At 70.8% G+C, this 24,240-nt stretch carries 25 protein-coding genes; 9 read left to right on the top strand and 16 right to left on the bottom strand.

Going from position 1 to position 24,240, the window contains the following annotated elements:
- Nucleotides 1-37: 37 nt before the first annotated feature.
- Nucleotides 38-913, bottom strand: a complete 876-nt coding sequence (locus AC1DYN_RS00980) for a MurR/RpiR family transcriptional regulator (RefSeq protein ID WP_477957216.1) — start codon at nt 911-913, stop codon at nt 38-40.
- A gap of 140 nt (nt 914-1,053) precedes the next feature.
- Here AC1DYN_RS00980 and AC1DYN_RS00975 point away from each other — a divergent pair, with 140 nt between their 5' ends.
- Together AC1DYN_RS00975 and AC1DYN_RS00970 are read left to right on the top strand one after the other, a co-directional pair.
- Nucleotides 1,054-1,473: a hypothetical protein gene (locus AC1DYN_RS00975; RefSeq protein ID WP_477957215.1), complete on the top strand. Its 420-nt coding sequence runs from the start codon at nt 1,054-1,056 to the stop codon at nt 1,471-1,473.
- A gap of 5 nt (nt 1,474-1,478) precedes the next feature.
- Nucleotides 1,479-3,674, top strand: coding sequence for a patatin-like phospholipase family protein (locus AC1DYN_RS00970; protein WP_477957214.1), 2,196 nt, complete (start codon nt 1,479-1,481; stop codon nt 3,672-3,674).
- A 31-nt stretch (nt 3,675-3,705) separates the two neighbouring features.
- Here AC1DYN_RS00970 and AC1DYN_RS00965 read toward each other — a convergent pair whose 3' ends face one another.
- Nucleotides 3,706-4,305: a hypothetical protein gene (locus AC1DYN_RS00965; protein ID WP_477957213.1), complete on the bottom strand. Its 600-nt coding sequence runs from the start codon at nt 4,303-4,305 to the stop codon at nt 3,706-3,708.
- Nucleotides 4,306-4,307: 2 nt separating this feature from the next.
- Nucleotides 4,308-5,150, bottom strand: coding sequence for a hypothetical protein (locus AC1DYN_RS00960; RefSeq protein WP_477957212.1), 843 nt, complete (start codon nt 5,148-5,150; stop codon nt 4,308-4,310).
- 186 nt (nt 5,151-5,336) lie between these two features.
- On the opposite strand from AC1DYN_RS00960, the gene AC1DYN_RS00955 reads away from it, so the two are divergent.
- Nucleotides 5,337-5,642, top strand: coding sequence for a hypothetical protein (locus tag AC1DYN_RS00955; protein ID WP_477957211.1), 306 nt, complete (start codon nt 5,337-5,339; stop codon nt 5,640-5,642).
- On the opposite strand, the gene AC1DYN_RS00950 is transcribed toward AC1DYN_RS00955, so the two are convergent.
- Genes AC1DYN_RS00950 through AC1DYN_RS00930 form a run of 5 tightly spaced genes read right to left on the bottom strand, consistent with a single transcriptional unit; the run spans nt 5,635 to nt 9,562 of the window.
- Nucleotides 5,635-6,924, bottom strand: coding sequence for a c-type cytochrome (locus tag AC1DYN_RS00950; RefSeq protein ID WP_477957210.1), 1,290 nt, complete (start codon nt 6,922-6,924; stop codon nt 5,635-5,637). The genes AC1DYN_RS00955 and AC1DYN_RS00950 overlap by 8 nt on opposite strands.
- A complete protein-coding gene (locus AC1DYN_RS00945; RefSeq protein ID WP_477957209.1) occupies nt 6,921-7,631 on the bottom strand; it encodes a c-type cytochrome in 711 nt (236 codons plus the stop codon). Before AC1DYN_RS00945 ends, AC1DYN_RS00950 begins: the two co-directional genes overlap by 4 nt.
- Before the next feature lie 26 nt (nt 7,632-7,657).
- Nucleotides 7,658-8,293 carry an FMN-binding negative transcriptional regulator gene (locus AC1DYN_RS00940; RefSeq protein ID WP_477957208.1) on the bottom strand — a complete coding sequence of 212 codons (636 nt, stop codon included), beginning with the start codon at nt 8,291-8,293 and terminating at the stop codon, nt 7,658-7,660.
- Nucleotides 8,294-8,306: 13 nt separating this feature from the next.
- Nucleotides 8,307-8,783, bottom strand: coding sequence for an OsmC family protein (locus tag AC1DYN_RS00935; protein ID WP_477957207.1), 477 nt, complete (start codon nt 8,781-8,783; stop codon nt 8,307-8,309).
- A gap of 2 nt (nt 8,784-8,785) precedes the next feature.
- Nucleotides 8,786-9,562 (bottom strand): isocitrate lyase/PEP mutase family protein, encoded by a 777-nt coding sequence (locus tag AC1DYN_RS00930; protein ID WP_477957206.1) that lies wholly within the window; start codon nt 9,560-9,562, stop codon nt 8,786-8,788.
- Nucleotides 9,563-9,633: 71 nt separating this feature from the next.
- Between AC1DYN_RS00930 and pdxR the strand changes: the two genes are divergently transcribed.
- Nucleotides 9,634-11,100: a MocR-like pyridoxine biosynthesis transcription factor PdxR gene (gene pdxR, locus AC1DYN_RS00925; RefSeq protein WP_477957205.1), complete on the top strand. Its 1,467-nt coding sequence runs from the start codon at nt 9,634-9,636 to the stop codon at nt 11,098-11,100.
- Between the two features lie 124 nt (nt 11,101-11,224).
- Here pdxR and AC1DYN_RS00920 read toward each other — a convergent pair whose 3' ends face one another.
- Together AC1DYN_RS00920 and AC1DYN_RS00915 are read right to left on the bottom strand one after the other, a co-directional pair.
- Nucleotides 11,225-13,687 carry a putative bifunctional diguanylate cyclase/phosphodiesterase gene (locus AC1DYN_RS00920; protein ID WP_477957204.1) on the bottom strand — a complete coding sequence of 821 codons (2,463 nt, stop codon included), beginning with the start codon at nt 13,685-13,687 and terminating at the stop codon, nt 11,225-11,227.
- Entirely contained in the window at nt 13,684-14,313 is a 630-nt protein-coding gene (locus AC1DYN_RS00915; protein WP_477957203.1) for a methylamine utilization protein, read from the bottom strand. The genes AC1DYN_RS00920 and AC1DYN_RS00915 overlap by 4 nt, the downstream gene beginning before the upstream one ends.
- 68 nt (nt 14,314-14,381) lie before the next feature.
- On the opposite strand from AC1DYN_RS00915, the gene AC1DYN_RS00910 reads away from it, so the two are divergent.
- On the top strand, nt 14,382-14,915 hold the full coding sequence (locus AC1DYN_RS00910; protein ID WP_477957202.1) for a CAP domain-containing protein: 534 nt from the start codon (nt 14,382-14,384) through the stop codon (nt 14,913-14,915).
- Here the strand turns inward: AC1DYN_RS00910 and mnmA are convergent.
- Together mnmA and AC1DYN_RS00900 are read right to left on the bottom strand one after the other, a co-directional pair.
- Nucleotides 14,912-16,015: a tRNA 2-thiouridine(34) synthase MnmA gene (gene mnmA / locus AC1DYN_RS00905; RefSeq protein ID WP_477957303.1), complete on the bottom strand. Its 1,104-nt coding sequence runs from the start codon at nt 16,013-16,015 to the stop codon at nt 14,912-14,914. The genes AC1DYN_RS00910 and mnmA overlap by 4 nt on opposite strands.
- A gap of 2 nt (nt 16,016-16,017) precedes the next feature.
- On the bottom strand, nt 16,018-16,509 hold the full coding sequence (locus AC1DYN_RS00900) for an NUDIX hydrolase (protein ID WP_477957201.1): 492 nt from the start codon (nt 16,507-16,509) through the stop codon (nt 16,018-16,020).
- A 149-nt stretch (nt 16,510-16,658) separates the two neighbouring features.
- Between AC1DYN_RS00900 and AC1DYN_RS00895 the strand changes: the two genes are divergently transcribed.
- The 3 genes from AC1DYN_RS00895 to AC1DYN_RS00885 are packed head-to-tail and all read left to right on the top strand — an operon-like array spanning nt 16,659 to nt 19,531.
- A complete protein-coding gene (locus AC1DYN_RS00895; RefSeq protein ID WP_477957200.1) occupies nt 16,659-17,774 on the top strand; it encodes a Re/Si-specific NAD(P)(+) transhydrogenase subunit alpha in 1,116 nt (371 codons plus the stop codon).
- 12 nt (nt 17,775-17,786) lie between these two features.
- Nucleotides 17,787-18,110 carry an NAD(P) transhydrogenase subunit alpha part 2 gene (locus AC1DYN_RS00890; protein WP_477957199.1) on the top strand — a complete coding sequence of 108 codons (324 nt, stop codon included), beginning with the start codon at nt 17,787-17,789 and terminating at the stop codon, nt 18,108-18,110.
- On the top strand, nt 18,107-19,531 hold the full coding sequence (locus AC1DYN_RS00885; RefSeq protein WP_477957198.1) for an NAD(P)(+) transhydrogenase (Re/Si-specific) subunit beta: 1,425 nt from the start codon (nt 18,107-18,109) through the stop codon (nt 19,529-19,531). Before AC1DYN_RS00890 ends, AC1DYN_RS00885 begins: the two co-directional genes overlap by 4 nt.
- A 49-nt stretch (nt 19,532-19,580) precedes the next feature.
- Here AC1DYN_RS00885 and AC1DYN_RS00880 read toward each other — a convergent pair whose 3' ends face one another.
- From AC1DYN_RS00880 to AC1DYN_RS00865, 4 genes are read right to left on the bottom strand one after another with little or no spacing between them, the layout of a single operon-like run.
- Complete coding sequence (locus tag AC1DYN_RS00880) at nt 19,581-20,327, bottom strand: hypothetical protein (RefSeq protein ID WP_477957197.1); 747 nt, start codon at nt 20,325-20,327, stop codon at nt 19,581-19,583.
- Nucleotides 20,324-20,521, bottom strand: a complete 198-nt coding sequence (locus tag AC1DYN_RS00875) for a hypothetical protein (RefSeq protein ID WP_047591755.1) — start codon at nt 20,519-20,521, stop codon at nt 20,324-20,326. The genes AC1DYN_RS00880 and AC1DYN_RS00875 overlap by 4 nt, the downstream gene beginning before the upstream one ends.
- Before the next feature lie 16 nt (nt 20,522-20,537).
- Nucleotides 20,538-21,140, bottom strand: a complete 603-nt coding sequence (locus AC1DYN_RS00870; protein ID WP_477957302.1) for a response regulator transcription factor — start codon at nt 21,138-21,140, stop codon at nt 20,538-20,540.
- Nucleotides 21,141-21,160: 20 nt separating this feature from the next.
- Nucleotides 21,161-23,092: a sensor histidine kinase gene (locus tag AC1DYN_RS00865; RefSeq protein ID WP_477957196.1), complete on the bottom strand. Its 1,932-nt coding sequence runs from the start codon at nt 23,090-23,092 to the stop codon at nt 21,161-21,163.
- A 146-nt stretch (nt 23,093-23,238) separates the two neighbouring features.
- On the opposite strand from AC1DYN_RS00865, the gene AC1DYN_RS00860 reads away from it, so the two are divergent.
- Nucleotides 23,239-24,240 (top strand): TRAP transporter substrate-binding protein, encoded by a 1,002-nt coding sequence (locus AC1DYN_RS00860; protein WP_477957301.1) that lies wholly within the window; start codon nt 23,239-23,241, stop codon nt 24,238-24,240.

Genomic DNA, 24,240 nt, shown 5'->3' with positions numbered 1-24,240 from the left:
CGAACGCGTTGCGGTGCATCCCGGATCGGCATCCGGGCTACGGCTTGGCGGGATTCCGGCGGACGGGGGACTGGACGTAGGCACCCGAGTCGAACAGCTGCTGTTCGGCGCGGTCGATCTGCTGCGAAGCAGCCTCGCCGGCGTCGGCGACCAGCAGCTCGAGCAGGGCCTCGACGACGGCGACCGCGGCGGCCACCGACGGGAAGAACGACGGGCTGGCCGGCGAGAACAGCACCGGCACGTCGGCCAGCAGGGCCAGCGGCGATGCGTTGCTGTCGGTCAGTGCCACGAGCCTGGCGCCCGCAGCCTGGGCGGCTTCGGCGACCGCGACCGACTCGCGCGAGTACGGTGCGAAACCGACGACGACGACGCAATCGTTGCGCTCGACGGCCCGCAGCTGCATCTCGAGGCCACCGCCGTGCCCGTCCACCAGCTGCACCGGGTGGCGGAACAGCCGCAGGCCGTAGGCCAGCGCGTGCGCCACCGGGAAGCTGGCGCGGAAGCCGGCGACGTGCACCGCCTTCGCGCGCTTGAGCGCCTTGACGGCCTCGCGCAGCGACTGCGCGCACAGGGCTTCGGTCAGGTCGAGGTTGCGGCGCTGCGCGACGAACAGCTCGCCGAGCAGGTCGCCGTCGCGGCCGCGCGCGGCCAGGTTGCGCGCGCGCTGGCCATAGCCCTCGCTGCCGAGCCCGAGCTCGTCGGCGAAGGCCGCCTTCAGGGCGGGCCAGCCGTCGTAGCCGAGTTGCTGGGCCAGCCGCACGAAAGTGGCCGGCTGGATGCCGGCGCTGTCGGCCAGCGTCCGCATCGACCGGACCACCACCTCGTTCGGGTGGTCGACGATGTACTTCGCGGCGGCCTGGATCTGCGGGCTGAGCGACGCGAACCGTTCGAGGATCTGTTCTTTGGCGCCCATGGGGAGTCGGTGAAACGCAGGCCGGGAAGCTGCATCGAATGTTACGTCAAGGCGCGCGTTAGACTTCCGCCGCAGCACAACCGAGCCGTGCGATCGACGCCCGGCCAGCCCTGTCTCCCGGAGGATGTTCGATGCGCGCAATGAAATGGTTGCTGGTGCCCCTGATCCTCGCGGCGCTGGTGGTGCTGTACTGCATCCTCGTGATGCGCTGGAGCTACTCGGACGGCGAACGCGCCGGCTGGGTGCAGCAACTGTCGCGCAAGGGCTGGGTCTGCAAGACCTGGGAGGGCGAGCTGGCGCTGGTGTCGCTGCCCGGCAGCACGCCTGAGAAGTTCCGCTTCACGATCTGGGACGAAGAGACGGCCAACAAGGTCAACCTGGTGATGGGCAAGCGCGTCGCGCTGCACTACGAGCAGAAGGTCGGCCTGCCCACCAGCTGCTTCGGCGAGACCCGCTACTACGTCACCGGCGTGCGCGTGCAGGACGAGATCTCGCTCGCACCCGGCGTGATCGTGCCGGTGCCGGTGCAGCCAGCCGCATCGGCCGCCTCCGCGCGCTGACGGCGATGCGTGCGGCGGCGTGCGGGCTGGCACTGTGCCTGGCCTGGCAGCTGCCCGCGGCGGCGGCCGACGCCGCGCGCCCGCGCATCGGCCTCGTGCTGTCGGGCGGTGGCGCCCGCGGCGGCGCGCACATCGGCGTGCTGAAGGTGCTCGAAGAGCTGCATGTGCCGGTCGACGTGATCGTCGGCACCAGCGCCGGGGCCATCGTCGGCTCGGCCTATGCGAGCGGGTTGCCGCTGGCCGAGATCGAGAAGGAGATGGGCACGCTCAGCACCTCGGTGCTGTTCCGCGACACCGACCGCGACGAGGTGCCGCTGCGCCGCAAGCTGGACGACGCCACCAACTTCCTCGGGCCGGAATTCGGCCTCGGGCCGCACGGCCTGTCGCTGCCGAAGGGCGCGGTGGCCGGCGTGTCGCTCGAGGTGGTGCTTCGCCGCCTGACGCGCCACCAGCGCAGCACCGATTTCGACCGCCTGCCGATCCCGTTCCGTGCCGTCGCGACCGACCTGGCCACCGCCGAGATGGTGGTGCTGGCGCACGGCCAGCTGGCGCTCGCGGCGCGCGCCAGCATGGCCATCCCCGGCGCGGTGAACCCGGTCGAGATCGACGGCCACCTGCTGGTCGACGGCGGGCTCAAGCGCAACCTGCCGGTGGACGTGGCGCGCCGGCTCGGCGCCGACGTCGTGATCGCGGTCAACATCGGCACGCCGCTGCTGCGGCGCGACGAGATCACGTCGGTGGTGTCGGTGTCCGACCAGATGCTGCGCATCCTGATCGGCGCCAACGTGCAGGAATCGCTGAGCGAGCTGAAGCCGGGCGACGTGCTGATCGCGCCCGAACTGGGCGAGATCACCTCGTCCGCCTTCGACCAGCTGGGCGAGGCGGCGCGCCGCGGCGAGCGGGCCGCACAGGCGGTGGCCTCGCAGCTCGCGCGCTACCAGCTGCCGGCCGACGCCTATGCCGCGCTGATGGCCTCGCGCTTCGCTGCGCCGGGCGACGTGGCGCAGGTCATCGACGAGGTGCGCGTGGTCGGCACGCAGGTGGTCAATCCCGAGGTGGTGCTGGCGTCGATGGAGACGCAGGCCGGCGCGCCGCTCGATCCGCAGCGCATGGACCGCGACATCAAGCGCATCTATGCGCGCGGTGACTTCGAGGCCGTCAACTACACGCTGGTCGACGAGTCGGGCAGCCGCGTGCTGCAGGCCGAGGTGACCGAGAAATCCTGGGGCCCGAACTACGTGCGCCTGGGCCTGGGCCTGTCGTCGGATTTCGAGGGCAACGCCTTCTTCAACCTGTATGCAAGCCACCGCTGGACCTGGCTGAACGCGCTGGGCGCCGAATGGCGCAACGACCTGCAGATCGGCCGCACCGACCGGCTGGCCAGCGAGTGGTACCAGCCGCTGACGCAGCGCCAGCGCGTGTTCGTCGCGCCGCGCGTGGAGCTTCAGGACGAGCCCTTCGACATCTACGACAAGGACAGCGGGCTGCGCATCGCACGCTTCCGGCGCGAGACGGCCGAGGCCGGCATCGACGTCGGCGTGCCGCTGGGCACCTCGGGCGAGGCGCGGCTCGGGCTGGTGCGCGGCAGCGTCAAGTTCACCGACGACACGACGGTGGTCCGCGCCGAGGACCTGATCCACCGCACCGACACCGGCGGCGTGCTGGCGCGCGTGCGCGTGGACCGGCTCGACAGCCTGCGCTTCCCGCGCAGCGGCGTCGCCGGCGATGCGCGGGTCTACTTCTCGCGCGGCATGCTGGGCGCGCAGGACAGCTACACCAAGGCTTCGCTGAACCTGCAGGGCGCGGCGCATTGGGGGCCGCATGCGCTGCGCGGCTCGGTGCGTGCCGGCGGCAACCTGAAGGAGGGTGCGCTGCCGGGCTACGAGGTGTTCAGCCTCGGCGGCTTCCTGCAGCTGTCGGGCTACCGCACCGGGCAGCTGCTGGGCACCGAGATGCGCTTCGGGCGCGTCGCGTACAACTACCGGCTGGCCGGGCCGGGCTTCCTGGATGGCGTCTACCTGGGCGCGTCGGTCGAAGCCGGGCGCATCGGCGATTCGGTGTTCGGCACCGACAAGGACCGGCTGCGGCGCGGGCACTCGCTGTACCTGGCGCTGGACACGCCGATCGGGCCGGTGTACCTCGCATACGGCATCGCCGACGGCGGCAACCGTGCGGCGTATTTCTTCCTCGGGCAGCCCTAGGGTCGCAGCAGCACGGTTCAGGGCGCCGGCCTCACTGGATCACGTCGTACAGCCGCAGGATGAAGCTCACCTGGTACAGCAGGCTGGCCACCGCGAACACGCCATGGAACAGCGGGCTGCGCACGGTGCCCGCGACGATGCACAGCAGCACGTAGGCACCGGCACGCAGCGGGTATTCGAGGCCGAGGTTCGGCAGCAGCGCGCTGCCCTTGATCCAGGTGTCGCCCAGGTCGACCACGAAGGTCAGCGCCAGCAGCCCGAAGAACCAGCGCCGGCGCGAGATGAAGTAGTCGCGCCAGCCGCTGTACTCGTCCAGGTCGTTCGGGAACAGGAAGGCGCACAGCAGGTAGTTCAGCGCCGCGTAGAACAGCACGTAGACGTAGATCTCGAAGCGCCACGCCGGCAGGTGCGCGAGGCGGAACTCCCACCACCAGAAGTGCACCACCAGCAGCAGCGTCGAGACCACCCACAGCAGGTGCACCCAGTACGGCTTCTGCCGCCCCGGGTGCTGCACGAACACCGCCAGCCCCGACAGCAGCCGCGCGATGCTCAGGCTCACCACCATGCTGAGCACCACCCGCACGTGCAGGAACAGCGCCGGGTCGGGCGCGGCCGCTGTCTCCGCGCCCATGGTCAGAATCCCGCGTCGATGAAGACCTGAGGGCCCTGGAAGGTGTAGCGAACTTCGCCGCGCGGATCCCGGCGCGTCTCGGTCAGCTTGTAGTTGTCGTAGCGGTAGCCCACGCCGACCGCGAAGTTGCCGGTGAAGCGGTAGGCCACGTTGGCCTGGAAGTTCAGCAGCCTTCCCTTGTGGCCCTTGTAGTTGATCGCGAACACGTCGGCCCGGCCCGAGGCCAGCCAGCTCGGCGCGAAGGCATAGGTGCCGTACACGCCCGCCGTCGGCAGCGGCACGGTGTGCGATGCCTCCTCGCGGCGGATCGTCACCGGCCCGGACCCGGCGTTGCCGTCGCCCTCGACGACGAACTTGAAGCGCGTGACGTGCAGCCCGGCCACCGCGCCGGCCTCGGCCTCGTCGGTCTTGTAGAACGAGTAGCCGACGCTCGCGCGCGCCACCTTCGAATCGAACTCGCTGGCCAGCGAGGCCGACACCGGGTAGGTGGTGTCGTCGACGACGATCGAGGTCTCGAGGATGGTCTTGTCCGAGCTGCGGCTCAGCGAGAAGTATTCGAACTCGGCGCGCCAGCGCTCGCCGAAGCGCGCCCCGACCAGCAGCGTGCCCAGGGTCTTGTGCTCGGCCAGGCCCAGCTCGTCTTCCAGGTTGAGGTTGGTGCCGGCCGCACCGGTGCTGGGATGGTCGACCTGGATGCGCGAGTCGATCGTCGGGCGGAACGCGCCCAGCTGGATCCACAGCTTCTGGTTCAGGTAGTCGGTGGCCTCGGCCGCCTGGCTGCTGCCGGCACCGCCGAAAGCGAGCAGGCCCAGGGCCAGGACGAATGGATGACGACGGCTGGTCATGGATCAATTCCCCCTGTGGTTCGTGAAATCGTTCTCGGTGCGGCAGCCTATCCGCGGGTACAAGGTCCGTCAATCGCACGCGCGACGGGCGATGAAGACCAGGACTGGCGTGGGATCGGCCACGTTTTGCGCGGACTGCGCCGAGCCCGCGCTGCCGACAATGGCGGCTCCTTCAGAGAGCCCTCCATGTCGCAGTCATCCGGCCAGTCGCCCGCCTCCGTCGCCACCGCACGCGACTCGCTGTTGTCCCTGGGCACCGGTGCGCTGATGGGTCTCGCGGTGATGCAGATGGCCGAGCACCGGCCGGGCAGCAGCCTCAGCCTCGCGATGGCGGTGCTGTTCGTCGTGTCGGGCAGCGTGTCGCTGGTGCTCGCGCTGCTGAGCCGGCCGCATCGCCTGCGTCCGTCGCAACGCCGTGGCGAGATCCAGGGCTGGCTGCTGGCGCTCGGGCTGGGCCTGCTGGCCGCGGTTCAGGTCGGCGCGTTCATCTGACACTGCGCAGCTTTGCCACGTCGAGGGCCGATACCTCGGAACCCTCGTTCCCCCAGGCGCCGCGCACGAAGTTCAACACGCTCGCCAGCTCGGCGTCGCTGAGCTGGGTCGCGAACGGCGGCATGCCGTAGGGCCGCGGATTGGCCGCGGTCGACGGTGGGAAACCGCCTTCCAGCACGAGGTGCACCAGGTTCGCCGGCGAGGCCATCGTCACCGCCCGGTTGCCGGCCAACGGCGGGTAGGCGGGCGCAGCACCTTCGCCCTGTTCACCGTGGCAATCCACGCAGTGCTGGCGGTACAGGTCTGCACCTTGCGCCCGCAGGGCCGCCGGTGCGCTCGCGGCGAGCGCTACTGTGGGCGGCGCGGAAGGCTCCTGTGGCAGCTCTTTCAGGTAGGTGGCGATCGCGAGCAGGTCGTCGGGCCGCAGGTGCTGCAGGCTGCCGGCCACCACCTCGGCCATGGGGCCGGTGACGTTGCCGCCGCTGTTGCTGCCATTGTTGCCGCCGTTGGAGACACCCCCCTGCAGCAGGCTGACGATCTGCGGCAGCTCCCACCCGGCAACACCGGCTTCGCGCGCATCGTTCAGCGCCGGCGCGTACCAGTTCTGGATCGGGATCAGCCCGCCGCCCAGCGCGTCGCCCGAGCTGGCGCCCAGCGCATTGCGGCTGGAGTGGCAGGCATTGCAATGCCCGAGGCCTTCGACCAGGTAGGCGCCACGGTTCCAGGCCGCCGAGCGCTTGTCGTCGTGCTGCACCGTGCCGGGCCGGAAGAACGCCGCGCGCCACACCGCCAGCGCCGCCTGCGTGTCGTAAGGGAAGCCCAGCGCATGCGGCCGGTTCGGCTTGTCGACGGCCGGCAGGCTGCGCAGGTAGGCGAACAGCGCATCCGAATCCTCGCGCGTGATGCGCGTCAGCTCGGTGTACGGGAAAGCCGGGTACAGCAGCCGGCCATCGGCCGAGCGCCCGTTGTGCATCGCGCGCCAGAACTGCGCGGTGGTCCAGCGGCCCAGGCCGTGCTCGGGGTTCGGCGTCAGGTTGGGCGCGAACACGGTACCGAAGGGCGTGGCGATGCCGCGGCCGCCGGCGTACGGCGCCGCGCCGCGCTCGGTGTGGCAACCGCGGCAGTTGCCGGCCCGGGCCAGGTACTCGCCGCGGGCGACCTGCTCAGCGGTTGGCGGCGCGCCATCGGCCACCAGGGGGGATTCATCGCGGAAGTTCAGCGCCAGCACCAGCGCGGCCAGGCCGGCCAGCAGCAACACGACGGCGACCAGTGCGCGCTTCATTTCGCCGCCTTTGCCGCATCGGGCACGCCACCGCAGCCCAGCGGCAGCGCGGCCGGCAGCGTGGTGGCGGGGTGTGCATCCTGCGGCACCGGCTGCGCTGCCAGCCACTGCGCGATCGCGCTGACATCCTCCGGCGACAAGGCCTGCGCCACCTGCGCCATGCAGTCGGGTGCCAATGCGCGGCGCGTGCCGGTGCGCCAGGCGCCGAGCTGCGCAACCAGGTAGTCGCGCGGCAGGCCCAGCAGCCCGGGGATGGCCGGTGCCACGCCGGTCAGCGCGCTGCCGTGGCAGGCGGTGCAGGCCGGCAGCTTGCGCGCCGGGTCGCCCTGCTGCGTCAGCTGCTCGCCGCGGCGCGCCACGCCGGCCGGCAAGGCCGGTCCGGGGGCGGGCGGCGAATACGGCAGGTCGAGCGATGCGAAGTGATCCGCGATCTCGCGCAGGTAGGCATCGCTCAGCGGATCGAGCAGGCCGGTCATCAGCGCGTACTGGCGGCGCCCGTCGCGAAAGCCCTGCAGCTGGTGGAACAGGTAGGCGGCCGGCTTGCCGGCGATGCGCGGGTAGTAGCCGTCGCGCGCGGCGCGGCCTTCCTTGCCGTGGCAGCCGGTGCAGGCCTGCACGCGCTGCGCCAGCGTGTCGGGGACGGGCGGCAGGGCCTGCGCACCCGAGGCGGTGGCCCACAGCAGGATAGTGAACAGGAGGCGTTTCATCGCCTCGCGAGTATCCTCCCGCGCCCTCAGCCCGTGGGCTGCACCCACTTGGACATATTGACCGCCTCGTCGCCACCCACCGCGCGCAGGCCGTCCGCGACGCCCCCGCGGTCGGCGGCCGAGCGGTTCTGGCTCACCTTCCACTTGCCGGTCAGCGCATCGAGCGGGATCTCGATGCCGACGATCGCGCGCAGCATGCCGTCGACGAAATCGGCCGGCGCATCGGCCACCGCCCACGGCGCCGGCAGCGCGGCCTCGTGCCGCTGCGTCAGCCGGGTCACCAGGGACAGCAGCCACGCCGGGTCCTCGTGCACCTGCAGCCTGCCGCGTGCCTGCACCATCACGTAGTTCCAGGTCGGCACCACCTTGCCGTGCTCGGCCTTCGACGGATACCAGCCCGGCGACACGTAGGCCTGCGGGCCCTGGAACACCACCAGCGATGCGACATCGCGGCGCGCCGCCTGCCACACCGGGTTGGCGCGCGCGACGTGGGCGCGCAGCACGGCGCGGCCGGCGTCGTCGTGCTCCAGCAGGAAGGGCACCGGGTTGGCCGCGAGGCCGCCGTCTGCATCCTGCGTGATCAGCAGCCCGAGCGGGTGCGTGCGCACCAGCGCGTGCAGCACCTCGGGGCGGGTCTCTTCGAAATGGCGGGGCGAGTACATCGGCAGCTCCAGGTCACGGGGTCGGCAGGGGTTCGCAGCGCACCTCGGACTTCACCGAGTTCGCGATGAAGCAGTTGTCGTGCGCCTCGTGGTGCAGGCGCGCCTGCTCGGCGGCATCGGGGCGGCGCTCGCCGCCGTAGCGCACGGCCGGGTGCAGCGTCACGCGCGTGACGGCCATCCTGCCGTCGGCATCCGGCGCCATGATGCCGACCGCCGCGTCCCGGTAGTCGTCGACCACCCAGCCCGCCTTCGCGGCCAGCCCCAGGAACCACAGCATGTGGCAGCTGGCGATCGATGCGACGAAGGCCTCCTCGGGGTCGACCGCGCCCGGGTCGGAGAACGGGACCCGCACCGAATGCGGCGACGACGAGCCCGGCACCGTCGCGCCGCCGTCGAAATGCCAGTCGTGCCGGCGGCTGTAGCGGTTGTCGGTGAACGGCTGGTCGCCGCGCATCCAGTGCACCTCGGCGTGGTAGTCGTGTGTTGTCATCGTCAGAGCCGGTTCAGGTAGTCGAAGCTGCCGCGTTCCTTCACCTCGGTCGCGGCGTCCAGCAGGCCGCGCATCGCGGCGCGGTACAGCGAGGTGGCCAGGCTGATGCGGCGCACGCCGGCCGCCTCGAGCTCGGCGACGCTGAACGACTTGCCCTTGATGCCGACCATGAAGTTCAGCGGCTTCGCGAGCGCGGCGCAGACGGTGTGCACCGCCGCGAGATCCGGCAGGCCGGGTGCGAACAGCACGTCGGCGCCGGCGCGCTCGAAGGCCTGCAGCCGGCGGATGGTGTCGTCCAGGTCGGGGTTGCCGCGCAGGAAGTTCTCGGCCCGCGCCGTCAGCACGAAGCCCTGCGGCAGCGCGCGCGCCGCCTCCACCGCGGCGGCGATGCGCTCGGTGGCATGGCCGAGGTCGTACAGCGGTTTCGCCGCGTCGCCGCTCGCGTCCTCGATCGAGCCGCCGGCCAGGCCGATCTCACCGGCGCGGCGGATGGTCTCGGCCGCGTCCTGGGGCGCCGCGCCGAAGCCGTTCTCCAGGTCGGCCGAGACGGGGATGTCGACCGCCTGCACGATGGCGCGCGCATGCGCGATCGCCTCGTCGCGCGTCAGCTGGCCGTCGCGCTTGCCGGCCACCGCGGCGGCGGCGCCGCTCGACGTGGCCAGGGCGGCGAAGCCCAGGCCGGCCAGCGCACGCGCCGAGCCGGCATCGAAGGCATTGGCGATCACGAAGGCGCGGGGGCCGCGGTGCAGGGCGATGAAGCGGTCGATCTTCTCGGTCATGGCGTGTCCCGGGTGGCGGATTGGTTCTCCATCGTAGACACTTGCAGCCTTCACCGAGGAGCCAATCGACCATGCCGGGGGGAACCAATCCGGTGCCGCTGCGCCAGCGGGTCTACCTGCAGCTGCGCGGCGCCATCGAGCAGGGCACGTTCGCGCCGGGGGCGCGGCTGCCGCCGTCGCGCGAGCATGCGCTGGCGCTCGGCGTGGCGCGCAACACCGTGCTGTGGGCGCTGGAGCGGCTGCGCGCCGAGGGCTACGTGGTCGCGCGGGTCGGCGACGGCAGCTATGTCGCGCCCGACCTGGCGGCGTTGCGCGGCGCTGCGCGGCGCAAGGCGGTGGCCATCGCGCCGGCCGGCGCGCTGTCGCGGCGCGGCCAGGCGATTGCCGACATCGCGCTGCGCTGGCAGCCGCCGACGCAGGCGCCGGTGGCGTTCCGCATCGGCGCGCCGGCCACCGCGGAGTTCCCGTTCGCGCTGTGGGACCGGCTGGCGCGCGACACCGCCGCGCCGCGCCGCCGGGCCTTGTCGCAGTACACCGACCCGGCCGGCGAGCCGGTGCTGCGCGAGGCCATCGCGCAGTGGCTGCTGGTGTCGCGCGGCATCCGCTGCGATGCCTCGCAGGTGCTGGTGACCTCGGGCTCGCAGCAGGCGATCGACCTGGTCGGCCGGCTGCTGCTCGACCTGGGCGACGAGGTGATGGTCGAGGACCCGGGCTATCCGGGCATCCGCGCCAACCTGATGGGCCAGGGCGCGGTGGTGCGGCCGGTGCCGCTGGATGGCGAGGGGCTGTGCATCGCGCAGGGCGCGGCGCGCTGGCCGGCGGCGCGCATGGTGGTGGTGACGCCGACGCACCAGTTCCCGTTCGGCGTGCGCATGAGCCTGGCGCGCCGGCTTGCGCTGCTGGCCTGGGCGCGGGCGCAGCGCGCGTGGGTGGTGGAGGACGACTACGACGGCGAATTCCAGTACGGCGCGCACCGCGTGCCGGCGCTGTGCAGCCTGCCGCAATCGGAGCGGGTGCTGTACGTCGGCACCTTCTCGAAGACGCTGCACCCGGGGCTGCGGCTCGGTTTCGTCGTGGTCCCGCCGGCACTGGCGCCGGCCTTCGCGGGGGCCAAGGCAGTGACCGACCGGCACAGCCCCGGCGCGGTGCAGGACGTGCTGGCGCGCTTCATCACCGAGGGCCACCTGCTGCGTCACCTGCGGCGCATGCGCGAGCTGTATGCGCAGCGCCAGGCGCTGGTGATCGAGACGCTGGCGAAGGCGAGCGGCGGCGCGTTGCGGCTGGCGCCGAGCGCGCAGGGCATGCACCTGGTGCACGAGATCGAGCCGGGGCGGGCGGATGCGCCGTTCTCGGCCCGGGTCGAGCAGGCGGGGGTGTTCCTCGCGCCGCTGTCGCGCTATGCGATCGAGTCGCCGCGGCGCGGCTGGCTGTTCGGGTATGCCGGGTACGACGAGGCGGCACTGCGCGCGGCCGCTCGCGCGGTGGGCGGGCTGCTGCATCGTCGAGGCCTCGCTGCCTTCGAAGAGCGGGTTTGCTGAAGCGGCGTCTTCGTGCGGCGATCCCGGATTGGCATCCGGGCTACCCCGTATCCGTAGCCCGGATGCCAATCCGGGACCGCGCCACACCACGCCGAAGCACGCGGCGACGGCTGGCAGGCATTGATCAATGCAGCGTGATGGGGATGTCGGGGCCCTTGCCCGTCGCCATGCTCATCGCATTGCGGGTCGTCCACCCGGCGGTCCAGCGCGCGAACTCGCCGGCCGGCATCGGCTTGCCCATGTGGAAGCCCTGCGCCTCGTCGCACGACAGCTCGCGCAGCAGGTCCCAGACCTGCGCGTTCTCGACACCCTCGGCCACCACCGTCAGGCCCAGGCCGTGCGCCAGGTCGATGGTCGAGCGCACGATGCGCGCGTCGTCCAGGTCCTTCTCCATGTTGAGCACGAAGGACTTGTCGATCTTCAGCTCGTCCACCGGCAGCCGCTTCAGGTAGGCGAGCGACGAGTAGCCGGTGCCGAAGTCGTCGATCGACAGGCGGAACCCGAGCGCGCTCAGCTTGTCGAGCGTTGCCTGTGCGCGCTGCGGGTCGTCCATGATCGCGCTCTCGGTGATCTCGAGGCAGAAGGCCTCGGCCGGCACGGTGTGCTTGACCAGCAGCGCGTCGAACTTCTGCGGCAGGTCCAGGTCGAGCAGGTCGCGCGTCGACAGGTTGACCGAGATCGTCAGCTGCTGGCCGCCATCGTGCAGCCGCTTCCACAGCTGCGCCGTCTGCTCGAACACCCACAGCGTCAGCACGCGGATGAAGCCGGTCTGCTCGGCGAACGGGATGAATTCCATCGGCGGCAGCAGCCCGCGCCGCGGGTGCTGCCAACGCACCAGCGCCTCGGCTCCCACCACGCGCGCACTGCCGAGCGCGAGCTTGGGCTGCAGGTACAGCCGCAGCTCGTGGTGGTCGATCGCATGGCGCAGTTCGGTCAGCAGCGACAGCGTCTGCGCACTCGCGGCATCCAGCGCCGCGTCGTAGACCATCGGCCCCTGCGTGCGCCGCTTGGCGCCGTACATCGCCACCTCGGCACGGCTGAGCAGCACGTCGGCATCGCCGGCATGCTGCGGCCAGTTCGCCAGGCCCAGGCTGGCGCTGGTGTCGACGGTCTGGTCCTCCAGCGTCAGCGCGGCATCGAAGGCCTGGCTGATGCGCTGCGCCACCGCGCGCGTCAGCGCCAGGTCGTTGGCCGGATCCAGGTCGGCCAGCAGCACCGCGAACTCGTCGCCGCCCAGGCGCGCCACCAGGTCGCCGCCGCGCACCGCCTGCTGCGTCAGGCGTTCGGCGACGCGCTTCAGCAGCAGGTCGCCGAAGCGGTAGCCCAGCACGTCGTTGACATGCTTGAAGCGGTCCAGGTCGAGCATGATCACCGACACCGTGCGGCCCGCCGGGCCGGCCGCGGCGATCGCGTCGCGCACCGCGTTGCGGAACTGCAGGCGGTTCGGCAAGCCGGTCAGCGGGTCGCGGTAGGCCAGGTTCAGGATTTCCTGCTGCTGCTCGCCGATGTTCACGCGCATGCGCTCGAAGGCATTCGCCAGGTCGCCGATCTCGTCGCCGCGGCGCAGCCCGCGCAGCGGCGTCGCATAGTCGCCGGCGCCCAGCTGTTCGGCGGCGGCGGCCAGGCGGCGCAGCGGCGTCGTCACGTGGCGCGCGGTCAGCACGCTGCCGATGCCGAACACCAGCACGCCCAGCAGCGTCAGGCCGGCCAGGCCCAGCTGCAGCTGGCGGTACGGCGCCACCGCGTCGTCCACCGAGCGCAGCAGCAGCGCCGACACCGCGGCGCCTTCGTGCTCGGCCAGCATCACGGTGCGGCCGCTGTATTCGTTGTCGAGCAGGCGCAGCGTCGTCGCCGCCGAGCTGGCCGCCTGCACGTGGTCGAGCGACAGCGTGGCCTGCTTCTCCAGCGACTCGCGCGTGGCCAGCGGCAGCGTCGACACCGCGGTCGTCCAGGCCGAGCAGGCATCGCGGCGCACCTGCAGGCTCACCTGCAGCGACGACAGCGCATGCATGTCGTCGACCAGCCGCTGGTCGATCGGGAAGCCCATCAGCACCCAGCCCACCACCACCGGCGCGCGCATCGGCACCATCACCAGCTGGAACGGGCGCTGGCCGATCACGACGATCTCGCTGGCGCGCTTGGAGGCCAGCACGCGCGCGGCCAGGCGGCGGGTGACGGGCAGCAGCTCCTGCAGGTCGGGCTGGGCCGCGGCGCGCAGCTTGAACTCGGTGTCGAGCAGCGCGCTGACGGTGGCGCCGATGCGCTCGCCATGGTTGGCCAGCACCGAGCCGATGGTGGCGGCGTCGTTGCTGCTGACGGCGGCGCGGAAGCCGTAGTCGGCCGCCAGCAGGCTCGCACCCTCGGTCAGCTTCTGCGCGTTCTGGTCCAGCACGCGGTTCAGCACCCGTTCGCCGACCACCAGCTCGTCGGCGATGGCGGCGCGCGCGTTGCGGTCGATGCTGGCGCGGATCGCCAGGAAGCTGGCACCCTGCACCAGCAGCAGCAGGCCGAGGAACAGCACGACGATGCGTGCGCTCAGCGAGGTGCGCATCCAGGTGGGCCAGCGGGTCAGGCGGTGTTTCATCATGGCGCGCTCACCGGCAGGCGCAGGCTGCCGTCGATGTCGGTGCTGCCGACGGTCAGCGGCTGCGGTGCCGGATCCTGGCCCGGCGCGACGCCCGCATGCCAGGCGCGCAGGCGGTAGCTGCCGGGGGCAACGTTGTCGATGCGGGCGCGGCCGTCGGCGCTGGTGCGAGCGTGGTAAGGCGTGTCGACCACCAGCACCCAGGCGCTCATCGGGTCGTGGATGTTGCAGCCGAGCGCCGCGGCACCGGGCTTGTCGAACACCACCGGCGTGCCGGGCACGCCGGCATACAGCTTCAGCTCGAAGGTCTTGACCGGCGAGAACGAATAGACGTGGTGGCGCACGCTGTCGAAGTTGGGAAAGCTGACCGGCGTGCCGACCGTCACGACGGTCAGTGCCGGGTGGAACTGGCGCTTGCTCTGCGAGATCTCGATGCCGGCCATCGGCTTGACGGGCAGCTTGCCGGCGGCCGGCTCCAGCAGCACTACCGCATCCGGCAGCGGGCGGCCGGACGGGTCGGTGACGGTCGTGGTCACGCCGGTGGCCTGGGCGGCGGCGGCCAGCCAGGGCAGTGCGCAGGCGCACAGTGCGGGGCGCGTCAAGGTCGTCAGGCGGGAAAGCATGGTCATCCGATATCGGCGAACGGGCGCGCGGACTGAAGTTGTACGCTGTCGCTTCCTTCCGTGTGCACCCGACGATGCCGACTCCATCACGCTCCTGGCGCCTTCGGGCGATCGGCCTGTGCCTGCTGGGCGCCTGCGCCGCCCCGGCGGGCGCCGCGCCATCCGACATCGGCACCTGCGGCGATGCCGATTTCCAGGCCCGGATGCTGCAGCGGGTCAACGCGTTCCGCGCCGCGGCGCACGGCTGCGGCAGCCGGGGCCGGTTCGCGGCGGCCCCGGCGCTGGGCTGGGACGACCGGCTGGCGCGGGCGGCGCTGGCGCACACGCAGGAGATGGCGCAGGCGGACCGGCTGGCGCACGAGAGCCGCGACGGACGCAGCCTGGCCGACCGGGCGAACGAGGCCGGCTACGCGTGGCGGGCGCTGGGCGAGAACATCGCGTCGGGCCAGCCGGGCATCGACCGCGTGGTCGACAGCTGGGCGCGCAGCGACGGCCATTGCGCCAACATGATGAGCCCGCGCTTCAAGGAAGTGGCCGTCGCCTGCGTGGTGCAACCGGCGAGCGGGCGCCGCTACTGGACGATGGACCTGGGGACGCCGCGGCGCTAGGCTGCGCTGGCGATCACGCCGCCGCCCAGGCAGACCTCGCCGTCGTAGAGCACGGCCGACTGGCCCGGCGTGACGGCCCACTGCGCGGCACCGAAGCGCAGGTTGAAGACGGCATCGGTCTCTTCAGCCAGCACGCAGCCGGCATCCGCCTGGCGGTAGCGCGTTTTCGCCGCCATCGCACCGGCCTGCGGCGCGTGGCCGGCCACCCAGCTCGCATCGTCGGCCGCCAGCGCGTGCGACTGCAGCCACGGGTGGTCGTGCCCTTGCACGATGTACAGCGTGTTGGCCGCCATGTCCTTGCGCGCGACGAACCACGGCGCATGCTCGCTGCCGCCCTTGGCGCTGCCCTTTTCCTTCAGCCCGCCGATGCCGATGCCCTTGCGCTGGCCCAGCGTGTAGAACGACAGCCCGACGTGCTCGCCGATCACGCGGCCGCGGTCGTCCTTGATCGGACCCGGCTTGTTCGACAGGTAGCGGTTCAGGAACTCGCGGAACGGCCGCTCGCCGATGAAGCAGATGCCGGTCGAATCCTTCTTGGCCGCGTTCGGCAGCCCGATCTCGGCGGCGATGCGGCGCACCTCGGTCTTCGGCAGCTCGCCGACCGGGAACAGCGTCTTGCCCAGCTGCGCCTGGTTCAGCCGGTGCAGGAAGTAGCTCTGGTCCTTCAGCGGGTCCAGGCCCTTCAGCAGCTCGAAGCGGCCCTCGCGCTCGCGCACGCGGGCGTAGTGCCCGGTCGCGATCTTGCCGGCACCGAGCCGCATCGCGTGGTCGAGGAAGGCCTTGAACTTGATCTCGGCATTGCACAGCACGTCGGGGTTGGGCGTGCGGCCGGCCTGGTATTCGCGCAGGAACTCGGCGAACACCCGGTCCTTGTAGTCGGCCGCGAAGTTGACGTGCTCGATCTCGATGCCCAGCACGTCGGCCACGCTCGCGGCATCGAGGAAGTCCTGGCGCGTCGAGCAGTACTCGTCATCGTCATCGTCTTCCCAGTTCTTCATGAAGATGCCGATCACCTCGTGCCCCTGCTGCTTCAGCAGGTGCGCGCTGACGGCCGAATCGACGCCGCCGGACAGGCCCACCACCACGCGCTGCTTCTTCATGATCATGACAGCAGCGCCCCGGCGAAGACGGAATCGTCGGTCGTGACCAGCGACAGCGGGAAGTCCCTGCCTGCCAGGTGGTCCTCGACGCAGCGCAGCAGCAGCGGGCTGCGGTGCCGATCGACACTCGCGCGGATCTCGTCCGGCGTCAGCCACAGCGTGCGCACGATGCCGGTGTCGAGCGCGCGCGACGCGTCGGCCTCGCCGACCGTGCCGCGGTAGGCGATGCGCAGGTAGGTGGTGTCGTGGGCGCGCTCGGGCCGCTGCGTGCGCGACAGGTAGAGGCCGACGATGCCGCTGGGCACGAACGGTCGTGCGGTTTCTTCGAGGGCCTCGCGCACCACGGCCTGCAGCGGCGACTCGCCCGGATCCAGGTGCCCCGCGGGGTTGTTCAGGCGCAGGCCGTCGGAGGTGTGCTCCTCGACCAGCAGGAAGCGCCCCTGGTGTTCGACGACGGCGGCGACGGTGACGCTCGGTTTCCAGCGAGAGGACATCCGGCCGATTTTAAGGGCGGGTGTTGTGGCCTTGCATCGCGCAAGGGTGTGGAACGGCTGGAGATGGCATGCATCAATTGTGGATGTGAAAGCTTTGTGTAAGCTCTCGCGCGAGTTACAGCACAACGACACGCCCGAGGAGCACAACCATGTTGATAGGGGTTCCGCTGGAAACAGCGGCGGGGGAAGCGCGCGTCGCCGCGACCCCGGAGACGGTCAAGAAGCTGAAGGCACAGGGCCACACGCTGCGCGTGCAGGCGGGTGCCGGCATCGCGGCCAGCGTCACGGACGAGGCCTACGTGGCCGCCGGTGCCGAGATCGTCGACCGGGCCGGGGCCTTCGGCACCGAGCTGGTGCTGAAGGTGCGCGCACCGTCGGCCGACGAACTGCCGCTGATGAAGAGCGGCACCGCGCTGGTCGGCATGCTGAACCCGTTCGACCGCGAGGGCCTGCAGCGCCTGGCCGATGCGGGGCTCACCAGCTTCGCGCTCGAGGCCGCGCCGCGCACCACGCGGGCGCAGAGCATGGACGTGCTGTCGTCGCAGGCCAACCTGGCCGGCTACAAGGCCATCATGATCGCGGCCGACCGCTACCAGCGCATCTTCCCGATGCTGATGACGGCGGCCGGCACCGTGAAGGCGGCGCGCGTCGTGATCCTGGGCGTCGGCGTGGCCGGCCTGCAGGCCATCGCCACCGCCAAGCGGCTGGGGGCGGTGATCGAGGCGAGCGACGTGCGGCCTTCCGTCAAGGAGCAGGTCGAGTCGCTGGGCGCGAAGTTCATCGACGTGCCCTACGAGACCGCCGAGGAGAAGGAGGCGGCCGAGGGCGTGGGCGGCTATGCGCGACCGATGCCGCAGAGCTGGCTGGACCGCCAGAAGGTCGAGGTCGCCAAGCGCGTCGCGGCGGCCGACATCGTCGTCACGACCGCGCTGATCCCGGGCCGGGCCGCGCCGGTGCTGGTCACCGAGGAGATGGTGAAGGCGATGAAGCCGGGCTCGGTGATCGTCGACCTGGCGGCGGCGCAAGGGGGCAACTGCCCGCTGACCGAAGCCGGCAAGATCGTGGTCAAGCACGGCGTCACGCTGGTCGGCGAGACCAACCTGCCGGCGCTGGTGGCGGCCGACGCGAGCGCGCTGTATGCGCGCAACGTGCTCGACTTCCTGAAGCTCGTGGTCACCAAGGAAGGCGCGTTCACCGTGCCGATGGATGACGACATCGTCGTGGCCTGCCTGGTGAGCCAGGGCGGTCAGGTCACGCGCAAATAACAGGAGAGCCGCATGGATCCCGTGAGCCATACCCTGACCAACCTGATCATCTTCGTGCTGGCGATCTACGTCGGCTACCACGTCGTGTGGACCGTCACGCCGGCGCTGCACACGCCGCTGATGGCGGTGACGAACGCGATCTCGGCGATCGTCATCGTCGGCGCGATGCTGGCGGCGGCCCTGACCGAGACGCCGCTGGGCAAGACGATGGGCGTGCTGGCGGTCGCGCTGGCGGCCGTCAACGTGTTCGGCGGCTTCCTCGTCACCCGGCGGATGCTCGAGATGTTCCGCAAGAAAGAGAAGAAGGCCGTGGCACCGAAGGAGGGCTCGCAATGAGCATGAACCTGGTGACGCTGCTGTACCTGGTGGCGAGCGTCTTCTTCATCCAGGCCTTGAAGGGCCTGTCGCACCCGACCACGTCGATCCGCGGCAACCTGTTCGGCATGGCCGGCATGGCGATCGCGGCGCTGACGACAGCGGCGCTGATCGTTCAACTGGCCGGCGGCAACGCGCTCGGCCTGGGCTGGGTGCTGCTGGGGCTGCTGGTCGGCGGCACCGCCGGGACGGTCATGGCCAAGCGGGTCGAGATGACCAAGATGCCCGAGCTGGTCGCCTTCATGCACAGCATGATCGGCCTGGCCGCGGTGTTCATCGCGGTGGCCGCGGTGGCCGAGCCCCATGCGTTCGGCATCGTCGCCAAGGGTGAGGCGATCCCGGCCGGCAACCGGCTCGAGCTGTTCCTCGGCGCGGCCATCGGTGCGGTGACGTTCAGCGGTTCGGTGATCGCCTTCGGCAAGCTGTCGGGCAAGTACAAGTTCCGGCTGTTCCAGGGCGCGCCGGTGCAGTTCGCCGGGCAGCACGTGCTGAACCTGGTGCTGGGGCTGGCGACGGTCGGGCTTGGCCTGGCGTTCGTGTTCACCGAGAGCTGGCCGGCCTTCTTCGCGATGCTGGCGCTGGCCTTCGTGATGGGCGTGCTGATCATCATCCCGATCGGCGGGGCCGACATGCCGGTGGTGGTGTCGATGCTGAACAGCTACTCGGGCTGGGCGGCGGCGGGCATCGGCTTCAGCCTGAACAACAGCATGCTGATCATTGCCGGTTCTCTGGTGGGCAGCTCGGGCGCGATCCTGAGCTACATCATGTGCAAGGCGATGAACCGCTCGTTCTTCAACGTGATCCTGGGCGGCTTCGGCGGCGAGGCCGGCACGGCGGCGGCGGGCGCGCAGGCGCAGCGCAGCGTCAAGAGCGGCAGTGCCGACGACGCGGCCTTCGTGCTGGGCAATGCCGAGACGGTGGTGATCGTGCCGGGCTACGGGCTGGCGGTGGCGCGTGCGCAGCATGCGGTGAAGGAGCTGGCGACCAAGCTGACCGCCAAGGGCATCACCGTGAAGTACGCGATCCACCCGGTGGCCGGGCGCATGCCGGGGCACATGAACGTGCTGCTGGCCGAGGCCGAGGTGCCGTACGACCAGGTGTTCGAGATGGAGGACATCAACGGCGAGTTCGGCCAGGCCGACGTCGCGATCATCCTGGGCGCCAACGACGTGGTGAATCCTGCGGCGCACATCAAGGGCAGCCCGATCTACGGCATGCCGATCCTGGAGGCCTACAAGGCCAAGACGGTCATCGTCAACAAGCGCTCGATGGCGGCGGGCTATGCCGGGCTCGACAACGAGCTGTTCTACATGGACAAGACGATGATGGTGTTCGGCGACGCCAAGAAAGTCGTCGAGGACATGGTGAAGGCCGTCGAGTAGCCCGGATGCCAATCCGGGTTCGGAGCAGGCGCAGTGACGGCTGGGGGCTCTACTCCACCAGATCGACGTACTGGATGTTGATGTTCTTGATCTCGCCGAACTTCACCGCGAAGGTGTCGCCCGGGATCGGCGTCAGGAACTCCGGTTCGGCCGTGCCGTGGAAATCGGGCACGACGCCGCGGAAGGCCGAGGCCAGCACCAGCGCGTCCGGGGCCTTGGTCTTCTCGTCGAACGAGAAGTAGCTCAGGATCCCGCTGTACAGCACCGGCGCGTCGCCGACCTGCACCAGCACGTCGACCACCACCGTGCGCCCGTCCCGGTTCGAGCGGTTCTCGCCCGTCAGGATGTAGTGCCACGGTGGCTTGAAGCGCAGGAAACGGTGGCGGATGTCCAGCCCGCGGCGCTCGATGGCGGTATTGATCGCCAGCCCCGCCGCCAGCGGCAGCACGAAGATGCTGATGAAGTACACCGCGTTGAACCACAGCGCGTTGCCGATTGCCGCTTCGGCCGCGAGATACGGCGCGGTCGCGTTGTTCAGCGTCAGCAGCGCAAAGAAATCGCGCGCCGCCGGCTGGCAGGCACAGCCGCCGAGCCACTGCCACGCATGGATCGCCAGCAGCCACCCGGTGTGCAACACCGCCGACACCAGCACCGCCGCGATCGCATGGCCCGTCATCGAACCGGAGATCACCGGGATCTCGCCGTTGTCGCGGATCTTGCCCGTCACCGCCAGCACGAAGATCGCGCCCGGCAGGTAGATCAGCAGCAGCAGGAAGGCCTGGAACGCGACGTTCAAGGTTTCGGGACGGCCGGCGGCGTCGCGGGCAGCACCCGCAGGTGCACGACCTTGCCGGTCGCGTCTTCAAGCTCGATCCTGCGGCCTTCGTCCTTCTGCGGACGGCTGGCGATCAGCTGGCGCCGGTACTCCTGGCGCTTTTGCGGATCGCTCAACAAGGCCCGGACCACCGGATTGATGTTGACACTGGGCATGCACCGAAATGTACGGTCAAACCGCCGGCCCCGCGAGCACCGTGGCCACTTCCGCCGCCGAACGCACGCCGAGCTTGGCGTACACCCGCGCCCGGTGCACTTCCACCGTCCGCACCGACACGTGCAGCTCGTCGGCGATCACCTTGTTCAGCTTGCCGGCCGCCACCCGCAGCATCACCTCGTGCTCGCGCTCGGTCAGGCTGGCCAGCCGTGCCCGCCGCTCGGCCGCGTGCGTGCCCTGGCGCTGCATCGCCTCGTCCACCGCCAGCGCCTGCGCCACGCGGTCGGCCAGCGCGTTGTCGCCGTACGGCTTCTCGAGGAAGTCGAACGCGCCCTTCTTCAGCGCCTCGACCGCCATCGGGATGTCGCCGTGGCCGCTGAGGAACAGCACCGGGTTGCGCAGCCCGCGCGCGATCAGCTCGTCGTGCAGCCGCGGGCCCGACATCGGCTCCATCCGGATGTCGAGCAGGAACACGCCGGCCAGCGGCCGCGGCGCCGCATCGATCGCCGCCAGCAGCTCGGGGCCGCTCGCATGCGCACGCACCTCCAGCCCGCGCGACGACAGCAGGAAGGACAGCGCATCCAGCACCACCGCCTCGTCGTCCACCAGGTACACCACACCCTCGCTGGCCGGGGTCGTCATGGCTCGTCCTCCAGGGACAGGGTCGACGCCGCCAGGTCCACCGGCAGCGTCAGCGTGAACACCGCGCCGCCGCCGGGCGCCTCGGCCGCATCGAAGACGCCATGGTGCGCCTCGATGATCGACCTGCAGATCGCCAGGCCCATGCCCATGCCCTCTGCCTTGGTCGAGAAGAACGGCGCACACAGCGCCTCGATGCCCAGCCCGCCCAGGCCGGGGCCGTTGTCGCGCACGTCGATGCGAACGAAGCGACCGTCGGCGCTCCGCGAGCTGCCGGCCACGATCAGCCTCTCACCGGACTGGCCGGCCCGCCCCGCCAATGCATCGCCCGCATTGCGCACCAGGTTCACCACCACCTGCTCGATCAGCACCGCATCGGCCACGATCACCGGCAGCGCCGCATCCAGCTGCAGCGCCACCTGCACCTGCTGGCGTTGCAGCTCGCGGCGCAACAGCGCGACGCCGCCCTCGATCACCGCGTTCAGCGCGCAGGGCTCCAGCCGCGGCTCGCGCCGCGTCAGGAACTCGCGGATGCGCTGCACGATGCTGCCGGCATGCGCCGCCTGCTCGCCCAGCCGGCCCAGCGCGCGCATCACCACCGGGTCGGGCGCCGGCAGCTTCTGCATCGAGTTCATCACGCCGGCGTTGTAGCTGGCGATAGCCGTCAGCGGCTGGTTCAGCTCGTGCGCCAGCGTCGACGCCACCTCGCCCAGCATCGTCAGCCGCGCATGGTGCGCCATGGTCTCGGTCTGGCGCCGCTCGCGCTCCTCCAGCCTGCGCCGCTCGGTCATGTCGAGGATCGAGCCCATCCAGCCGATGTGCACGCCGCGCGCATCGACCAGCGGCGCCTCGAACACCATCACGTCGAACAGCCGGCCGTCGCGGTGCCGCCAGCGCGCCTCGTAGCCTTCGCGCGGCGCCTGGCCGGCCATGTTGCGGCGATGCCGCTGCATGATCTCTTCATGCGAATCGGGCGGCCAGTACGGCATCGGTGGCAGCAGCCCGACGAGCTCGTGCGGCTCGTAGCCCACCATGTCGGCCAGCGTGCGGTTCACGTAGACCAGCCGGCCCTCCAGGTCGCGCGCGCGCAGGCCCACCGTCAGCGAATCCTCCATCGCCTGGCGCCACGCGGCCTCGGTGCGCCACGCCGCCTCGGCGCGCGACACGCCGTGCATCTGCCGGCGCAGCATCGCGGTGATGGCGGCGATCAGCACCACGAACACGGCCACCATCGCGAACGGCAGCCCGCGCGTCCACGGCGCGATGCGGTCGCGCGCGATCAGCTCGAGCCAGCCGTCGGGCAGCGCCGGTTCGAGGCTGATGCGGTGGCTTTCCAGGTCGGGCGGCAGCGCGCCCTCGGCGGTCGACGCGATCACGTCGTCGAAGCTGTCGATCAATCGCACGTCGTACCGGCGGGCCAGCCACCACGGCACCGTCTGGCGCAGCATGTCACCCGGCGAATAACGCGCCACCAGCGTGCCGCCGGACGCGAGCGGTGCCGACAGGTGGGACGACAGGCCCGGGCCGCTCTGCGCGTTCTCGGGCAGCTGCGCGACCAGCCGGTTGTTGCGGTCCAGCCAGGTCAGGCTGATCCAGAAGCGGTGCAGCCCCTGCTGCACCTCGGGCAGCGTGGCGAGGGCCCCGGCCGGGAGGTCGCCGCGGTGGTCCAGGCGCATCGCGACGTCGCGCAGCAGCAGCGCCTCGCGGTCGATGCGCGCGCTGACCTGGGCTTCCAGCGACAGCGCATCGCTGATCAGTGCCTGCCGCTGGTCGTCGCGGTCGGCCTGCTCCGACGCGCGCAGCCACAGCAGCACCCCGGCCACGAACACCAGCGACAGCAGCAGCGGCAGCGCCCACAGCCCGCGCCGCCACGGCGGGCGCGGCGGCAGCGCAAGCGCCGGGTGGCGGGGCAGGTCGGCCGGGGCGGGCATGGGGGCGAGTCTAGGTTCGCGCGCCGGGATGGTGCGAGCCGCGGCACCGAAATGTGGAACTCCACAACTACCCGGCGCCGTGCCGCCCGCCCAGAATCCGGCCGCATTCCAGACCGATTCCACGGAGACAAGACATGACGCATTCCATGACGCGCCGCAGCGCGCTGGCCGCCGCCGCATTGGCCGTCGCCGCCCCGAAGACCTTCGCGCAGGCGCCCATCGTCATCAAGTTCAGCCACGTCGTCGCCCCCGACACGCCCAAGGGCAACGGCGCGCAGCGCTTCAAGGAACTGGCCGAGCAGCGCAGCAACGGCCGCGTCAAGGTCGACGTCTACCCGAACAGCCAGCTCTACAAGGACAAGGAAGAGATGGAGGCGCTGCAGCTGGGCTCGGTGCAGATGCTCGCGCCGTCGCTTGCCAAGTTCGGCCCGCTGGGCGTCAAGGAATTCGAGGTCTTCGACCTGCCGTTCATCTTCAAGGACCAGGCCGCCTTCCGCGCCGTCACCGAAGGGCCGGTGGGCGCCGACCTGTTCAAGAAGCTGGAACCCAAGGGCGTCAAGGGCCTCGCCTACTGGGACAACGGCTTCCACATCATGAGTGCCAACCGGCCGCTGCACAAGGTGGCCGACTTCCGCGGCCTGAAGATGCGCATCCAGAGCTCGAAGGTGCTCGATGCCGAGATGCGTGCGCTCGGCGCGGTGCCGCAGGTGATGGCCTTCAGCGAGCTGTACCAGGCGCTGCAGTCGGGCGTGGTCGACGGCTGCGAAGGCGTGCCGTCGAACTTCTACACCCAGAAGACCTACGAGGTGCAGAAGCACACCACGATCTCCAACCACGGCCACCTGGCCTATGCGGTGATCGTCAACAAGAAGTTCTGGGACGGCCTGCCGGCCGACATCCGCACCATCCTCGAAGGCGCGCTGAAGGACGCCACCGCGTTCGCCAACGACATGGCGACCAAGGAGAACATCGACGACCTCGAGAAGATGCGCGCGAGCGGCAAGACCACCATCTACACGCCGACGCCGGCCGAACTCGACGAGTGGAAGAAGGCACTGATGCCGGTGCACAAGGAGATGGCCTCGCGCGTCGGCCAGTCGACGATCGACGCGGTCTACAAGGCCGCCGGCTTCGTGCCCGCGAAGTAG

This window comes from Rhizobacter sp. P2_D12 (assembly GCF_056404395.1).
Note: the sequence above shows the minus strand (reverse complement) of the source record. Positions and strands in the feature narration are given on the sequence as shown.

Bases quoted from the DNA above. Each gene is read 5' to 3' on its own strand.
- AC1DYN_RS00885 (WP_477957198.1), top strand. From the start codon at position 18,107: ATGAGCATGAACCTGGTGACGCTGCTGTACCTGGTGGCGAGCGTCTTC.
- AC1DYN_RS00910 (WP_477957202.1), top strand. From the start codon at position 14,382: ATGCCGACTCCATCACGCTCCTGGCGCCTTCGGGCGATCGGCCTGTGC.
- AC1DYN_RS00975 (WP_477957215.1), top strand. From the start codon at position 1,054: ATGAAATGGTTGCTGGTGCCCCTGATCCTCGCGGCGCTGGTGGTGCTG.
- AC1DYN_RS00965 (WP_477957213.1), bottom strand. From the start codon at position 4,305: ATGGGCGCGGAGACAGCGGCCGCGCCCGACCCGGCGCTGTTCCTGCAC.
- AC1DYN_RS00940 (WP_477957208.1), bottom strand. From the start codon at position 8,293: ATGTACTCGCCCCGCCATTTCGAAGAGACCCGCCCCGAGGTGCTGCAC.
- AC1DYN_RS00875 (WP_047591755.1), bottom strand. From the start codon at position 20,521: ATGCCCAGTGTCAACATCAATCCGGTGGTCCGGGCCTTGTTGAGCGAT.
- AC1DYN_RS00890 (WP_477957199.1), top strand. From the start codon at position 17,787: ATGGATCCCGTGAGCCATACCCTGACCAACCTGATCATCTTCGTGCTG.
- AC1DYN_RS00860 (WP_477957301.1), top strand. From the start codon at position 23,239: ATGACGCGCCGCAGCGCGCTGGCCGCCGCCGCATTGGCCGTCGCCGCC.
- AC1DYN_RS00900 (WP_477957201.1), bottom strand. From the start codon at position 16,509: ATGTCCTCTCGCTGGAAACCGAGCGTCACCGTCGCCGCCGTCGTCGAA.
- AC1DYN_RS00955 (WP_477957211.1), top strand. From the start codon at position 5,337: ATGTCGCAGTCATCCGGCCAGTCGCCCGCCTCCGTCGCCACCGCACGC.
- AC1DYN_RS00960 (WP_477957212.1), bottom strand. From the start codon at position 5,150: ATGACCAGCCGTCGTCATCCATTCGTCCTGGCCCTGGGCCTGCTCGCT.
- AC1DYN_RS00970 (WP_477957214.1), top strand. From the start codon at position 1,479: ATGCGTGCGGCGGCGTGCGGGCTGGCACTGTGCCTGGCCTGGCAGCTG.
- AC1DYN_RS00920 (WP_477957204.1), bottom strand. From the start codon at position 13,687: ATGATGAAACACCGCCTGACCCGCTGGCCCACCTGGATGCGCACCTCG.
- AC1DYN_RS00950 (WP_477957210.1), bottom strand. From the start codon at position 6,924: ATGAAGCGCGCACTGGTCGCCGTCGTGTTGCTGCTGGCCGGCCTGGCC.
- AC1DYN_RS00865 (WP_477957196.1), bottom strand. From the start codon at position 23,092: ATGCCCGCCCCGGCCGACCTGCCCCGCCACCCGGCGCTTGCGCTGCCG.
- AC1DYN_RS00980 (WP_477957216.1), bottom strand. From the start codon at position 913: ATGGGCGCCAAAGAACAGATCCTCGAACGGTTCGCGTCGCTCAGCCCG.
- pdxR (WP_477957205.1), top strand. From the start codon at position 9,634: ATGCCGGGGGGAACCAATCCGGTGCCGCTGCGCCAGCGGGTCTACCTG.
- AC1DYN_RS00930 (WP_477957206.1), bottom strand. From the start codon at position 9,562: ATGACCGAGAAGATCGACCGCTTCATCGCCCTGCACCGCGGCCCCCGC.
- AC1DYN_RS00915 (WP_477957203.1), bottom strand. From the start codon at position 14,313: ATGACCATGCTTTCCCGCCTGACGACCTTGACGCGCCCCGCACTGTGC.
- mnmA (WP_477957303.1), bottom strand. From the start codon at position 16,015: ATGAAGAAGCAGCGCGTGGTGGTGGGCCTGTCCGGCGGCGTCGATTCG.
- AC1DYN_RS00895 (WP_477957200.1), top strand. From the start codon at position 16,659: ATGTTGATAGGGGTTCCGCTGGAAACAGCGGCGGGGGAAGCGCGCGTC.
- AC1DYN_RS00935 (WP_477957207.1), bottom strand. From the start codon at position 8,783: ATGACAACACACGACTACCACGCCGAGGTGCACTGGATGCGCGGCGAC.
- AC1DYN_RS00945 (WP_477957209.1), bottom strand. From the start codon at position 7,631: ATGAAACGCCTCCTGTTCACTATCCTGCTGTGGGCCACCGCCTCGGGT.